Origin of the sequence: Aerosticca soli (assembly GCF_003967035.1) — a bacterium.
GTDB lineage: Bacteria > Pseudomonadota > Gammaproteobacteria > Xanthomonadales > Rhodanobacteraceae > Aerosticca > Aerosticca soli.
This window is the reverse complement of record NZ_AP018560.1, coordinates 1,548,849-1,561,604: the sequence shown is the minus strand read 5'-3', so window position 1 is coordinate 1,561,604 and position 12,756 is coordinate 1,548,849. Positions and strand designations below refer to the sequence as shown.

Here is a 12,756-nt window from a genome sequence, read left to right as displayed (position 1 = left end):
GTTTTCGTGGGGTGGCCGCGGTCGGAGACGCGCGATCGGCATGGGATAATCGGCCGATGACTTCCCTGACTTTCGAACTGCTCGCCAGCGATGGGGCGGCCCGTCGCGGCCGGTTGCATTTTCCGCGCGGCACGGTGGAGACGCCGGCGTTCATGCCGGTGGGCACCTATGGCTCGGTGAAGGCGATGACGCCGCGCGATCTCGTCGAGGTCGGCGCCGAGATCATCCTCGGCAACACCTTTCATCTGCATCTGCGCCCCGGCCTGGAAATCGTGAAGAAGTTCGGCGGGCTGCATCGCTTCATCGGGTGGGGCCGGCCCATCCTCACCGACTCCGGTGGCTTCCAGGTGTTCTCGCTCGCGCACCGGCGCAAGCTCACCGAGGAAGGCGTCACCTTCGCCTCGCCGGTGGACGGGTCGCGCGTGTTCCTGTCGCCGGAAGTGTCGATGCGGATCCAGACCGTGCTGGATTCGGACATCGCGATGATCTTCGACGAGTGCACGCCCTACGAGATCGACGGCGTGCCGATCGACGAGCAGCGGGCGGCCGAGTCGATGGCGCTTTCCCTGCGCTGGGCCGAGCGCTCGCGGCGGGCCTTCGATGAGCTTGGCAACCCCAACAACCTGTTCGGCATCGTGCAGGGCGGCGTGCACGAGGCGCTGCGCCGGCGTTCGGCCGAGGGGCTGGTCGGCATCGGTTTCGACGGTTACGCGGTCGGCGGGCTGGCGGTGGGCGAGCCGGAAGAGGTGCGCAACCGCACGCTGGATTTCACCGTGCCGATGCTGCCGGCGGACAAGCCGCGCTATCTCATGGGCGTGGGCCGGCCGGAGGACATCGTCGAGGCGGTGCGCCGCGGCATCGACATGTTCGACTGCGTGATGCCGACCCGCAACGCGCGCAACGGGTTTCTGTTCGTGCCCGAGGGCACGCTGCGCATCCGCAACGCGAAATACGCCGCCGATACCCGCGTGATCGAGGAAGGCTGCGACTGCTACGCCTGCGCCAACGGCTTTTCCCGCGCCTACCTGCGCCATCTGGACCGTTGCAACGAGATCCTCGCCAGTCAGCTCGCCACGATGCACAACCTGCGCCATTACCAGCGCCTGATGGCCGGCCTGCGCGCGGCGATCGAGGCCGGCACGCTGGAGGATTTCACAGCCGCCTTTTATGCGCGCAGGCGTGGCGCGGCGGTGGCCTGAGTCCCGGCTCGATACGGCCGCCTTCGCGCGGTTGGCGTGTCAACCGGCGCGTGGTTCGGGCTTGACCAGACGCAGTCTGGCGGCCTCGACCCCGGGCAGGGCGCGTACCGCACGCAGGAGTTCGGGCACGGCATCGATGCGCCAGTCTTCGCCGAGTTCCAGGTCGGCGCGGGCCAGGCGGTTGTGGTAGCCGTGCAGGGTCACCGTGGCCGCGCCGCCGCGATAGCCGGCCAGGGTCGCCTTGAGCTGCTCGGCGAAGCCGCCGCCCACGCCGTCGAGCTTGACCATGAGGGCGCGCGCATGGCGGCGGCAGGCATCGGCCAGGGTCATCACGCTGCGCGCGCGCAGCTGGAAGCCGCCGCCGGAGAATTCGTCGATGCGCAGGCCGCCTTCCACCACCAGCAGCTCGTCGCGCACCAACAGCGGCGCGGCCTGCAGATAGAGCTCACCGTAGAAGCTCACCTCGATGCTGCCGGTGGCGTCCTCCAGGCGCACGAAGGCGTCGCTTTCGCCACGTTTGCGCACGGCCACGACCAGGCCGGCGACGGTCCAGGGCGTCTCCGGGCCGCGGCGGAAGCGGTTGTCCTCGCCCTCGGCTTTGCGTGGTCGCGGCGGCTGGTAGCGCGTCGTGATCTCGCCGAGCGGGCAGGTGGCCAGCTGCGCCAGCTCTTCGCGCCAGGGATCGGTGGGATGGCCGGAAAGATAGTGGCCGAGCGTGTCGCGCTCGCCTTGCAGTTTCTGCTCCAGCGGCCATTCGGGCGCGGTGGGCAATTCGACGTGAGCGAGCGGCGTGGCATCGCCGCCGAGCGCACCGAAGATGTCGTTCTGGCCGGCCTCGCGGTCGCGTAGTTGCTGTTCGGCGGCCTTGATCGCGTCGGGCAGTTGCAGCATCAGGCTGGCGCGGGTGGGAGCCAGCGCGTCCATCGCGCCGGCGAGGATCAGCGCCTCCAGCACGCGACGGTTGAGCTTGGCCGGATCGACCCGGCGGCAGAAGTCGACGAGGTCGCGGTAGGGACCGTGACGCCCGCGTTCGGCGACGATCGCCTCGCAGGCGCCCTGGCCCACGCCCTTGATCGCGCCCAGGCCATAGCGGATCACCCGCGCGGGGCCGCCCTCCGCCGGCGCGGGTGGCACCGCCACGAAATGGTGGGTGGAGGCATTGACGTCCGGCGGCAGCACGGTGAGGCCGAGCGCCTTGGCCTCCTTCAGGAAGGTCACCACCTTGTCGGTGTTGTCCATGTCCGAGGAGATGGTCGCCGCCATGAACTCGGCCGGGTAATGCGCCTTCAGCCAGGCGGTCTGGTAGGACACCAGCGCATAGGCGGCGGCGTGCGACTTGTTGAAGCCGTAGCCGGCGAACTTCTCCATCAGGTCGAAGATCTGGTCGGCCCTGGCCGCCGGCAGGCCGTTCCTGGCCGCGCCCTCGCGGAAGATCGCGCGGTGCTTGACCATCTCCTCGGGCTTCTTCTTGCCCATCGCGCGGCGCAGCAGGTCGGCGCCGCCCAGCGTGTAGCCGCCGACGATCTGCGCCATCTGCATCACCTGTTCCTGGTAGACCATGATGCCGTAGGTCTCGGCCAGGATCGGCTCCACGCGCGGGTCGGGGTAGGCCACCGGCTCGCGGCCGTGCTTGCGCGCGACGAAGCTCGGGATGAGGTCCATCGGCCCGGGCCGGTACAGCGCGACCAGCGCGATGATGTCCTCGAAACGATCGGGCTGGGCGTCCTTGAGCATGCGCTGCATGCCCGGCGATTCGAGCTGGAACACCGCGACCGTCTGCGCCTTCTTCAGCAGCGCATAGGGCAGCGGGTCGTCCAGCGGCAGCGCGGCGATATCCAGCGGCGGCTCGCCGGTCTGTGCCCGCTGCGCGTTGATCGCCTTCACCGTCCAGTCGATGATGGTGAGCGTGCGCAGGCCCAGGAAGTCGAACTTCACCAGGCCGACCGCCTCGACGTCGTCCTTGTCGTACTGGGTGACCACGCCGGTGCCGCCCGGCTCGCAATACAGCGGCGCGAACTCGGTCAGCGGGCGCGGCGCGATCACCACGCCGCCGGCATGCTTGCCGGCGTTGCGGGTCAGGTTTTCCAGCTTGAGCGCAAGCTCGATCAGCGAGCGCGCGTCGTCCTCGTCGCGCTCGTAGAGATCGCAGAACTCGCGCACCACCCGCTCGGGTTCCTTCTTCGACTTCTCGCTGCGGCCGAGCGCGTCGGAAAGGGTGAGGTCGAGCGGACGCGAGGGAATCAGCTTGGCGATGCGGTCGACCTGGCCGTAGCTCATGCCGAGCACGCGCCCGCAGTCGCGCAGCACCGCCTTGGCCGCCATCGAGCCGTAGGTGATGATCTGGCTGACGTGGTCGCGGCCGTATTTGTGCGCCACGTAGTCGATCACCTCGTCGCGGCGATCCATGCAGAAATCGATGTCGAAGTCCGGCATCGACACGCGCTCGGGGTTGAGGAAGCGCTCGAACAGCAGGTCGAAGCGCAGCGGATCGAGGTCGGTGATCTTGAGCGCCCAGGCGACCAGCGAGCCGGCGCCCGAACCGCGCCCCGGACCGACCGGGATGCCGTGATCCTTGGCCCAGCGGATGAAGTCCGAAACGATCAGGAAGTAGCCGGGAAAGCCCATCTCGACAATGACGTCGAGCTCGCGCTCCAGGCGGGCGGCGTAGTCCTCCGGCGTGCGTCCGGGCGCGGGCGGCGCCTGCGCGAGCCGCTCAGCCAGACCCGTGCGCGCGCTCTCGCGGATGTAGCTGGCCAGGTCGTGCCCTTCCGGCACCGGAAACACGGGCAGGTGATAGGTGCCGAAGGACAGTTCCAGCGTGCAGCGCTTGGCGAGCTCCACGCTGTTTTCCAGCGCCTCGGGGAGGTCGGCGAACAGCGCGGCCATCTCTTCGGGCGATTTCAGGTACTGCTCGGCGCTGTATTCGCGCGGGCGCTTGGGATCGGCCAGCACGCGGCCCTGGTGGATGCACACGCGGGCCTCGTGGGCCTCGAAATCCTCGCGGGCGAGAAAACGCACGTCGTTGCTGGCGACCACCGGCAGGTCGAGCGCGGCGGCGAGCGCGAGCGCGGCATCGTTCCACGCCTCCTCGCCGTCGCGTCCGCAGCGGGTCAGTTCCAGGTACAGCCGGTCGGGAAAACGCCGCCGCCACACCTCGAGCGCGGCCTGCGCGGCTTCCAGGCCCTGGTTCGCGGCCAGTTGCGCGATCGCGCTCTCGCGCCCCAGGAGGGCGATCAGGCCGGCGCCTCCATCGGCCTCGAAGCCCTGCGGGTCGACCAGCGCGCGGCCGCCTTTCTGGCCCTCGCGCCAGGCCTTCGAGATCAGCCGCGACAGGTTGAGATAGCCGCCGTGGTGCTGGCACAGCACGGTCATCCGCCAGGGCCGCGCCTCGCCGCCGGCGATCCACAGGTCGCAGCCGCCGATCGGCTTGATGCCGGCCGCGCTGCAGGCCTTGTAGAACTTGACCAGGCCGAACAGGTTGCTGTCGTCGGTGAGCGCCGCCGCCGGCAGGCCCATGCGCGCGCAGGCCTCGATCAGGGCCTTGAGGCGGATGGTCGAATCGACCAGCGAGTATTCGCTGTGCAGGTGCAGGTGGACGAAGCGGGCGGACATGGGCGGGCTTGGGACGCGAACGCGGAAGGCTACGCGCCGCCGCCCGGTGCCACAAGCTTGACAGGCGCTCAGCCGCCGATCAGCAGGTAGGCATCCAGCGCCAGCACCAGCGCGGTGCCGAGCACGGCGCAGAGCATGAACGCAGGGCTGAAGGCCCGCCGGCCGAGCCGCGGATGGCGGTGCGCGATCAGCAGCATCGGCAACAGCGCGAACGGCAGTGCCAGACCCAGCGCGCACTGGCTGAGCACCAGCAGGCGGTCGGGACCTGCCTGCGGGACGAGCTCGAACAGGCCGATGGCCAGGCAGACCGCGGCCAGCCGGGTGGCGATGCCGCGCAGCCACAGCCGGCTTTCGCGGCCGCGGAAGCCCCGGCTCAGCAGCCGGCCGGTGAGCACGCCGGTGATCGCCGAGCTTTGTCCGGCGGCATACAGCGCCACCGCGAACACGATCGCGGCGAGCGGCCCGAGTTGCGCGCCCAGCGCGTGGTACGCCTCGGCCAGGCTGCCGATCGGCCGTCCCAGATGGTTGAGCGAGGCGGCGGCGACGATCAGGATCGCGGCATTGGCCAGCGTCGCCAGCAGCAGCGAGACGCCGGTGTCGGTCTCGACCACGTGCAGCGCGCGGTGGCGCTCGGCCGCGTCCATGCCGGCGCAGCGTTCGGCAACCAGCCCCGAATGCAGGTACAGGTTGTGCGGCATGATCGTGGCGCCCAGGATGCCGAGCGACAGCGCCAGCATGTCGTGATCGCCGAACAGGCGTCGGCCGGCGGCCATGCCGTGCCAGATTTCGGCCGGCTCCGGATGGGCGCGGGTCAACAGATAGCCGAAGGCCAGCGCGACCACCGCCATCAGCACGCCGACCACGCGCTCGTGCAGGCGCTGGAAAGCCTGCGACATCGCCATCACCAGCAGCGTGCCGGCGGCGGCCACGGTGACGCCGAGTACCAGCGGCAGGCCGAACAACAGTTCCAGCGCGAGCGCGCCGCCGATGAGCTCGGCCAGCGCCGTGGCGAGGATCGCCGCCTCGGCGGCCAGCCAGCACAGCCGGGCGAGCGGACGCGGCAGCAGCCGCGCGCTCAGGCGGGCCAGATCCTCGCCGGTGGCGACGCCGAGCCGGGCGGCCATGTTCTGGAACAGCAGTCCGAGCGCGCTGGCCAGGAACACCACGCCGAGCAGCGCATAGCCATAGGCCGAGCCGGCGGCGATCTCGGTCGCCCAGTTGCCCGGGTCGACATAGCCCACGGCGACCAGCAGGCCCGGGCCGATCAGGCGGCGCAGCGCGGCCCGCGCCATCGGCTGATGCCGCGGATGCATGCGATAGATCGTTTCGATGAGGGTGGTCACCGGGCTATTCACGCGCGCGGCCGGTCGTTTGTCCAAGCGATTGCGGCTATCCATCCCATAGCGGGCGTGAATGCGCGGCATGGAATCGGCCAGGCCCCGGCCTTCGCCTGGCGCGCCCGGCGGTGTCAACTGATGGCTTGGGCGTGAAAACTCAAGGCGGTGCGCCCACCCCGGGCCGTTCGGCCGCGGCGGCGGAAAGCCGCAGAAAAGGGCCGCGGCGCGGGGCGGCGCCGGCCTTCAGAACAGCGGATGGGTGTCCAGGCGCTCGCGTACCGGGGCGAAGGAGCGCCGGTGCAGCACACACGGCCCCAGCGTCTGCAGCGCGGCCAGGTGCTGCGGCGTCGAATAGCCCTTGTGCGCGGCGAACCCGTAGCCCGGGTACAGGCGGTCGAGCTCGCACATCACCCGGTCGCGGGTGACCTTGGCCAGGATCGAGGCGGCGCTGATCGCCGGTTCCAGGGCGTCGCCGTCGACGATCGCCACGCCCGGGCAGGGCAGGGCGCGCGGCAGCTGGTTGCCGTCGATCAATGCCTCGTGGGGCGCGACCGCGAGCCCGGCCAGGGCCCGGCACATGCCGAGCATGGTCGCCTGGAAGATGTTGACGCGATCGATCTCCTCGACCTCGACCAGCACCACGTGCCAGGCGAGCGCCCGCTCGACGATGCGCGCATAGAGCACTTCGCGCCGTTCCGGGGTGAGCTGCTTGGAATCGTCCAGCCCGCGGATCGGCCGGCGCGGATCGAGGATCACCGCCGCCACCGCGAGCGGTCCGGCCAGCGGCCCGCGGCCGGCCTCGTCGACACCGGCCTGCAGCAGCTCGGGCTTGCGCCACGGCCGGCGGCCGCGACGCGCCTTGGCCGGCGTGACAGCGGCAGGGGCGAGCAGGTCGGCGGAATCGTCATCGAACAGCACGGGGCATCTCCAGACATTCGTCGATCGCGGCCGCGGCGGCCGCCGCGGCGTTGGCGTCACCGGGGGCACGCAGGCTTTCGTGCAGGCGGCCGAAAACCGCGGCGATCCGCGCCCGTCGCGGGGCGTCGCGAAACAGCAGCAGCAGCGCCTTGGCCAGGCGCGCGGCGGTGCAGTCGTCCTGCATCAGCTCGGGCACCAGCGGCTGCTCGGCGAGGCCGGTCGTGCGGGCGAGGATATTGGGCAGGGCGTAGATGTCGGTCTTGAGCAGACGCAGCAGCCGTGCCAGGCGATAGCTGAGCGGCGACACCTTGTAGCCGACCACCATCGGCCGCTTGGCCAGCATGGCCTCGAGCGTGGCAGTGCCGGAGGCGAGCAGGGCGACATCGGCGGCGGCGAGCGCGGCGTGCGCCTGCCCGCCGAGCAGGCGCGGTGCCGGCAGCGTCGCCGGCCAGGCGGTCAGGCGCGCGGCGAGCTCGGCCTCCAGGCCGGGGTTGGCAGCCGGGATCACCACCTGCAGGCCCGGTATCGCGCCGGCCACCTGCGCGGCGGCGTCGAGGAAGGGCGTGCCCAGTCGCGCGAGCTCGCTGCGCCGGCTGCCCGGCAACACGGCCAGCACCGGCGCCTCGGCATCGAGCTTCAGCGCCGCGCGCGCGCCGGCGCGGTCGGGACGTTCGGGAAAGCGGTCGGCCAGCGGATGACCGACGAACCGCGCATCCACGCCGTGACGGGCATAGATCGGTGGCTCCATCGGGAACAGGCAGAGCACGCGGTCGGCGGCGCGGCCGATGGTCTCGACGCGCCGCTCGCGCCAGGCCCACACCGACGGACTGACGTAATGCACGGTGCGCAGGCCGCGCGCCTTGAGCCGGCGTTCAACGCCGAGATTGAAGTCCGGTGCATCGATGCCGACCACCACCGCCGGCCGCGCCTCAAGCAGGCGCTGGACCAGCCCGCGGCGCAGGCGCAGCAAGCGCGGCAAGTGGGCGACCACCTCGGCGAGACCGAACAGCGAGAGTTCGCGGATGTCGTGCCAGGCCTCGAAGCCCTGGCGGCGCATGCGTTCGCCGCCGATGCCGACGAAACGGGCATGCGGATGGCGCGCGCGCAGGGCGAGGATCAGGTCGGCGCCGAGCTGGTCGCCCGAATCCTCGCCGGCGAGCAGGGCGATGAGCGGCGAGGCGGGGACGGCGGCGATCATGGCGCGCAGTGTAGCGTGCGGACGTCCACGCTCAGCGGGCGTTCTCGGCCAGCACGGCGAGCACTTGGGGCGCGGGCACGTCGGCGACGATTTCGGCCCGGCCGATGCCGCGCCACAGGATCAGCCGCAGCGTGCCGGCGGTGTTCTTCTTGTCCAGCCGCATCAGTTCGAGCAGCCGTTCCGCCTGCATGCCCACGGGGATCGCCGTGGGCAGGCCGAGCCGCTCCAGCAGGCGCACGAGGCGCGTGGTGTCGGCGGCCGTGCCCATGCGCAATCGCTCGGACAGCCGTGCGGCCAGATGCATGCCCACCGCCACCGCCTCGCCGTGCAGCAGCGCGGTGTAGCCGCCGGCGGTCTCCAGCGCATGACTGAAGCTGTGGCCGAAGTTGAGCAGCGCGCGCTCGCCCTGTTCGGTTTCATCGCGCGCCACCACCGCGGCCTTGAAGGCGACCTTGCGCGCGATCGCCTCGGCCAGCGCGGCTTCATCACGCGCGACGAGCGCATCGGCGTGCTCTTCCAGCCAGGCGAAGAAGGCAGGATCGCCGATCGCCGCGCCCTTGACTACTTCGGCCAGTCCTGCGCGGTACTCGCGCGGCGGCAGCGTGGCCAGGGTGTCGAGATCGGCGACCACTGCGCGCGGCTGATGGAAGGCGCCGACCAGATTCTTGCCCGCCGGCAGGTTGACGCCGGTCTTGCCGCCGACCGAGGAGTCGACCATCGCCAGCAGCGTGGTCGGCATCTGCATGAAGTCGATGCCGCGCATCCAGCAGGCCGCGGCGAAGCCGGCCAGATCGCCGACCACGCCGCCGCCGAGCGCGATCACGCAGGCGTCGCGGGTGGCGCCGAGCGCGGCCAGCGCTTCCAGCACGCGGCCGGCGTTGGCGTAGGTCTTGTGCGTCTCGCCGTCGTCCAGCAGCCAGCTCGACCACGCCAGCCCGTCGAGCCCGGCGGCCACGCGTTGCAGATACAGCGGCGCGACGGTGGTGTTGCTCACCACCAGCGCGTGCCGGCCGCGCAGCGTGGCGCGCCAGCGGTCGGCTTCGGCGAGCAGACCGCGGCCGATCCACACCGGGTAACTGCGCGCGCCGAGCGCGACCTCGATGGTGAGAGGCTGCCGATTCATGCCGCGACGGATGCGCGCTGCCAATGGCGCTCGAGCAGTTCGATGCAGTGCGCGGCGGTGGCGGCGACATCGGCCTCACCGGCGGCCACCGCGAGGTCGGCGGTCTCGCGATACAGCGGCGTGCGCGCCTCGGCCATCGCCGCGAGCCTGGCACGCCGGTCGCCGGCGGCGAGCAGCGGCCGGTGGCGGTCGTGGGCGAGCCGTTCGAGTTGCCGCTCCACGTCGACGTCGAGCCACAGCACGAAGCCGCGCTCGGCCAGATGCCGGCGGTTGGCCGCGTCCAGCACCGCGCCGGCGCCGGTGGCCAGCACCACGGGCGCGCGCTGGGTGCAGGCGTCGAGCAGGGCGCGCTCGCGCCGGCGGAAGCCGGTTTCGCCTTCCAGTTCGAAGATGGTCGCCACCGACACGCCGCAATGGCGTTCGATCTCCTGGTCGAGATCGACGAAGGGCAGGCCATAATGGCCGGCCAGGCGGCGGCCCACGGTGGTCTTGCCGGCACCCGTCGGCCCGATCAGAAACAGGTTTCGCGCAGGGTTCATGGCGATGCAATGTAGCAGCACCGAAGCGCCGCTCGAACGCGTGCTGATCGCCGGCGCCGGCGATTTGGGCCTGCGCGTGGGGCGGCTGTTGCGCGAGCGCGGGGCCAAGGTCTATGCCTTGCGTCGCCATCCGCCAGTGCACGGCGACGACGGCCTCTGCTGGATCGGCGGCGACTTGACGGCGCCGGCCTCGCTCGGGCCGCTGCCGCGCAGCATCACCGCCGTGGTCTACGCACCCGCCCCGGACGAGCGCACCGCGGCGGCCTACCGCGCGCTGTATGTCGACGGCTTGCGCGGGCTCATCGCCCGGCTCGACACCCGCGCACTCGGGCGCGTGCTGTTCGTCTCCTCGAGCGCGGTGTACGGCGAGCACGGCGACGACTGGGTCGACGAGGACACGCCGCCCGCGCCGCTCACCGCCACCGGCGCCGCCTTGCTGGAAGCCGAGCGCTGGCTGCAGGCGCAGCCGCTGCCCGCGGTGGTGCTGCGGCTGGCGGGGCTGTACGGACCGGGTCGCACCGAGCTCATCGAGCGGCTGCGGCGCGGGCAGGCACGGGTGCCGCGCGAAGTCGTGCATTTCGCCAACCGCATCCACGTCGAGGATGCCGCGACGGCGGTGGCGCATCTGCTCGCCCGGCGCGAAACGGCTCCGCTGTACGTGGGCACGGACGATTCGCCGTTGCCGCTGGCGACGCTGTACGACCATCTGGCGGCACTGCTCGGCGTGCCGCCGCCCGCGCCAGGAGCGCCACCGCCCGGCGTGGGCAGCAAGCGGCTGAGCAACCGGCGCCTGCGTGCCAGCGGCTGGACGCCGCGATGGCCGGACGCCCGTGCCGGCTACGCAGCGCTGCTGGCACCGGACTAAAAGCCTTTTGGATGCCTCGCGCCGGCCGTTTGCCGGCTTGGTGTCCTTGGCCGCGGCCTTCAGGCGTGGCTCAAGCCGGTGACGCGGCGCTCGGTGTCGTATTCCACCACGCTGTCGGCCAGCGCCGGCAGCGTCGCCAGCGCATGCCGGCTCAGCCGCTCGAAATGGGCCAGGAATCGCGCCAGCGCCGCCTCGTCCATGGCCAGCGGCGCGCCGCGGGCGCGCAGACGAGCTTCCTCCTCGCCACGCCAGCGCCGCACCACCGACCAGTCCGGCGCCTGCAGCACGATCAGCGCGTCGAGCTTGCGCCACAACGGCTGATAGGCGCGCAGTTGCTGGTTGACCCAGCGCCGCCACTGGCCGTCGGCATCCTCCTCACGCTCGAGCGCATTGACTGGCGCCTCCAGCGCGGACTGCAGCTGCGGCCTCAGGCCGAGCGCCCAGCCTTCCAGGATCACCAGGCGCGGCGGCCGCACCACCCGCGGCCAGCGCGAGGGCGGCACGCGCGTATCGCGTCCCTTGTCGAAACGCGGCCAGCTCACCGGCAGCCGCGGCGAGGCCTGCGGCAGCGCGGCCAGCACCGAAAGCAAGAGCTCGATCTCGTGCGTGCCCGGCACGCCACGCGTGCGCAGCAGCGGATGCACCTCGCGGGCGAGGCTCTCGCGCTCGCCGCGCGAGTAGTAGAAGTCATCGAGAGCGAGCACCTCGGTCGGCCAACCACGCGCCTCGGCGGTGGCCTTCATCACCCGCGCGAGGGTGCTCTTGCCGCTGCCTTGCAAGCCGGAAAGCCCCAGCAGGTAGGGCCGGCGGGCGCGGGCGATGCGGCCGGCGTAATGGTCCAGCAGATGGCCGGCGAGGGCCTCGTTCTGCGTGCTAGCATCCTGGTTCATCGCGCCATGATGGCGTGTGGCGCCCGCGATGCAAGAGTCATGCTGAACTCCGAGATTCTGCAAACCTTCAGGTCGCTGCTGGCTGAAGCCGAAGCGGCCGGTGAACCCGAACCCCACGCGATGAACCTCGCCACCGCCGATGCCGGCGGCCGGGTGAGTTCGCGCATCGTGCTGCTCAAGGGCATCGACGAGCGCGGCCCGCGTTTTTTCACCAATTACCAGAGCGACAAGGCGCTGCAGCTCGAGGCGCATCCGCAGGCAGCGTTGTGCTTCCACTGGAAGCATCTGCGCGAAGGCGTGCAGGTGCGTTTCGAGGGTTCCACCCGCAAGCTGACCGCGGAGGAATCGGACGCCTATTTCGCCACCCGGCCGCGACTGAGCCAGCTCGGCGCCTGGGCCTCGTTGCAGTCGCAGACGCTGCCCGACCGCGCCGCGTTCGAGCAGCGCCTGGCCCACTACGAGCGCGAGTTCGAGGGGCGTCCGGTGCCGCGCCCGCCGCACTGGGGCGGTTACGTGCTGGAGCCGGACATGGTCGAGTTCTGGTACGGCGCCGCATTCCGGCTGCACGAACGCCAGCGCTGGAGCCGCCACGGGCAGACCTGGACCTGCCGGATGCTCTATCCATGAGCACCCGCGGCTTGCCGTTGCGCCACATCACCCAGAGCGACATCACCGTACACACGCGCGGGCGCGGCCTGGTCGAGATCACGGCCCCGGTCGTCGAGGCGGTGGCGGCGAGCGGGGTGGGGCTCGGCCTCGTCCACGTGTTCACCACCCACACCAGCTGCTCGTTGCTGATCGGCGAGAACGCCGATCCCACCGTGCGCGACGATCTGGAGCGCTGGTTCGCGCGGGCGGTGCCCGACGGCGACCCGCTGTTCCGCCACGATGCCGAAGGCCCGGACGACATGCCCGCCCACGTGCGCAGCATCCTCACCGGCGTCGACCTGACCGTGCCGGTGCACGGCGGCAAGCCGCGGCTCGGCACCTGGCAGGGCATCTACCTCTGGGAACACCGGCACGACCCGCACCAGCGCAGGATCACGCTGACCGTGCTCGGTCATTGAAACACCGG

Annotated in this window: 11 protein-coding genes; 4 read left to right on the top strand and 7 right to left on the bottom strand. The window is 71.2% G+C overall.

The window, feature by feature from the left end; translation table 11 throughout:
* Positions 1-56: 56 nt before the first annotated feature.
* Entirely contained in the window at positions 57-1,199 is a 1,143-nt protein-coding gene (gene tgt / locus ALSL_RS07330) for a tRNA guanosine(34) transglycosylase Tgt (RefSeq protein WP_126537870.1), read from the top strand.
* 39 nt (positions 1,200-1,238) lie between these two features.
* Here the strand turns inward: tgt and dnaE are convergent, their stop codons facing one another.
* The 6 genes from dnaE to ALSL_RS07300 form a co-directional block, all read right to left on the bottom strand.
* The gene (gene dnaE, locus ALSL_RS07325) at positions 1,239-4,811 is read right to left on the bottom strand and encodes a DNA polymerase III subunit alpha (RefSeq protein WP_126537868.1); all 3,573 of its coding nucleotides are present in this window, start codon (positions 4,809-4,811) and stop codon (positions 1,239-1,241) included.
* Positions 4,812-4,879: 68 nt separating this feature from the next.
* Positions 4,880-6,154: an Nramp family divalent metal transporter gene (locus ALSL_RS07320; RefSeq protein ID WP_198410642.1), complete on the bottom strand. Its 1,275-nt coding sequence runs from the start codon at positions 6,152-6,154 to the stop codon at positions 4,880-4,882.
* A 237-nt stretch (positions 6,155-6,391) separates the two neighbouring features.
* Positions 6,392-6,970, bottom strand: coding sequence for a ribonuclease HII (gene rnhB, locus ALSL_RS07315; RefSeq protein WP_231700325.1), 579 nt, complete (start codon positions 6,968-6,970; stop codon positions 6,392-6,394).
* An 82-nt stretch (positions 6,971-7,052) separates the two neighbouring features.
* Positions 7,053-8,264, bottom strand: a complete 1,212-nt coding sequence (lpxB, locus tag ALSL_RS07310; RefSeq protein ID WP_126537865.1) for a lipid-A-disaccharide synthase — start codon at positions 8,262-8,264, stop codon at positions 7,053-7,055.
* 31 nt (positions 8,265-8,295) lie between these two features.
* Positions 8,296-9,387 carry a 3-dehydroquinate synthase gene (aroB, locus tag ALSL_RS07305; RefSeq protein ID WP_126537863.1) on the bottom strand — a complete coding sequence of 364 codons (1,092 nt, stop codon included), beginning with the start codon at positions 9,385-9,387 and terminating at the stop codon, positions 8,296-8,298.
* Positions 9,384-9,926, bottom strand: a complete 543-nt coding sequence (locus ALSL_RS07300; RefSeq protein ID WP_126537861.1) for a shikimate kinase — start codon at positions 9,924-9,926, stop codon at positions 9,384-9,386. Before ALSL_RS07300 ends, aroB begins: the two co-directional genes overlap by 4 nt.
* On the opposite strand from ALSL_RS07300, the gene ALSL_RS07295 reads away from it, so the two are divergent.
* Positions 9,925-10,791, top strand: coding sequence for an NAD-dependent epimerase/dehydratase family protein (locus tag ALSL_RS07295; RefSeq protein ID WP_231700188.1), 867 nt, complete (start codon positions 9,925-9,927; stop codon positions 10,789-10,791). The genes ALSL_RS07300 and ALSL_RS07295 overlap by 2 nt on opposite strands.
* A 59-nt stretch (positions 10,792-10,850) precedes the next feature.
* Here the strand turns inward: ALSL_RS07295 and ALSL_RS07290 are convergent, their stop codons facing one another.
* Positions 10,851-11,681 carry a kinase gene (locus ALSL_RS07290; RefSeq protein WP_126537859.1) on the bottom strand — a complete coding sequence of 277 codons (831 nt, stop codon included), beginning with the start codon at positions 11,679-11,681 and terminating at the stop codon, positions 10,851-10,853.
* Positions 11,682-11,720: 39 nt separating this feature from the next.
* On the opposite strand from ALSL_RS07290, the gene pdxH reads away from it, so the two are divergent.
* Both pdxH and ALSL_RS07280 read left to right on the top strand, forming a co-directional pair.
* Positions 11,721-12,308, top strand: a complete 588-nt coding sequence (gene pdxH, locus ALSL_RS07285; RefSeq protein WP_126537857.1) for a pyridoxamine 5'-phosphate oxidase — start codon at positions 11,721-11,723, stop codon at positions 12,306-12,308.
* Positions 12,305-12,748: a secondary thiamine-phosphate synthase enzyme YjbQ gene (locus ALSL_RS07280; RefSeq protein ID WP_126537854.1), complete on the top strand. Its 444-nt coding sequence runs from the start codon at positions 12,305-12,307 to the stop codon at positions 12,746-12,748. The genes pdxH and ALSL_RS07280 overlap by 4 nt, the downstream gene beginning before the upstream one ends.
* Positions 12,749-12,756: the final 8 nt, after the last annotated feature.

What these genes read in the sequence shown, in the direction of transcription:
- tgt (WP_126537870.1), top strand. Translation starts at nt 57, where the DNA reads ATGACTTCCCTGACTTTCGAACTGCTCGCCAGCGATGGGGCGGCCCGT.
- ALSL_RS07295 (WP_231700188.1), top strand. Translation starts at nt 9,925, where the DNA reads ATGGCGATGCAATGTAGCAGCACCGAAGCGCCGCTCGAACGCGTGCTG.
- ALSL_RS07290 (WP_126537859.1), bottom strand. Translation starts at nt 11,681, where the DNA reads ATGAACCAGGATGCTAGCACGCAGAACGAGGCCCTCGCCGGCCATCTG.
- lpxB (WP_126537865.1), bottom strand. Translation starts at nt 8,264, where the DNA reads ATGATCGCCGCCGTCCCCGCCTCGCCGCTCATCGCCCTGCTCGCCGGC.
- ALSL_RS07300 (WP_126537861.1), bottom strand. Translation starts at nt 9,926, where the DNA reads ATGAACCCTGCGCGAAACCTGTTTCTGATCGGGCCGACGGGTGCCGGC.
- pdxH (WP_126537857.1), top strand. Translation starts at nt 11,721, where the DNA reads ATGCTGAACTCCGAGATTCTGCAAACCTTCAGGTCGCTGCTGGCTGAA.
- dnaE (WP_126537868.1), bottom strand. Translation starts at nt 4,811, where the DNA reads ATGTCCGCCCGCTTCGTCCACCTGCACCTGCACAGCGAATACTCGCTG.
- ALSL_RS07280 (WP_126537854.1), top strand. Translation starts at nt 12,305, where the DNA reads ATGAGCACCCGCGGCTTGCCGTTGCGCCACATCACCCAGAGCGACATC.
- aroB (WP_126537863.1), bottom strand. Translation starts at nt 9,387, where the DNA reads ATGAATCGGCAGCCTCTCACCATCGAGGTCGCGCTCGGCGCGCGCAGT.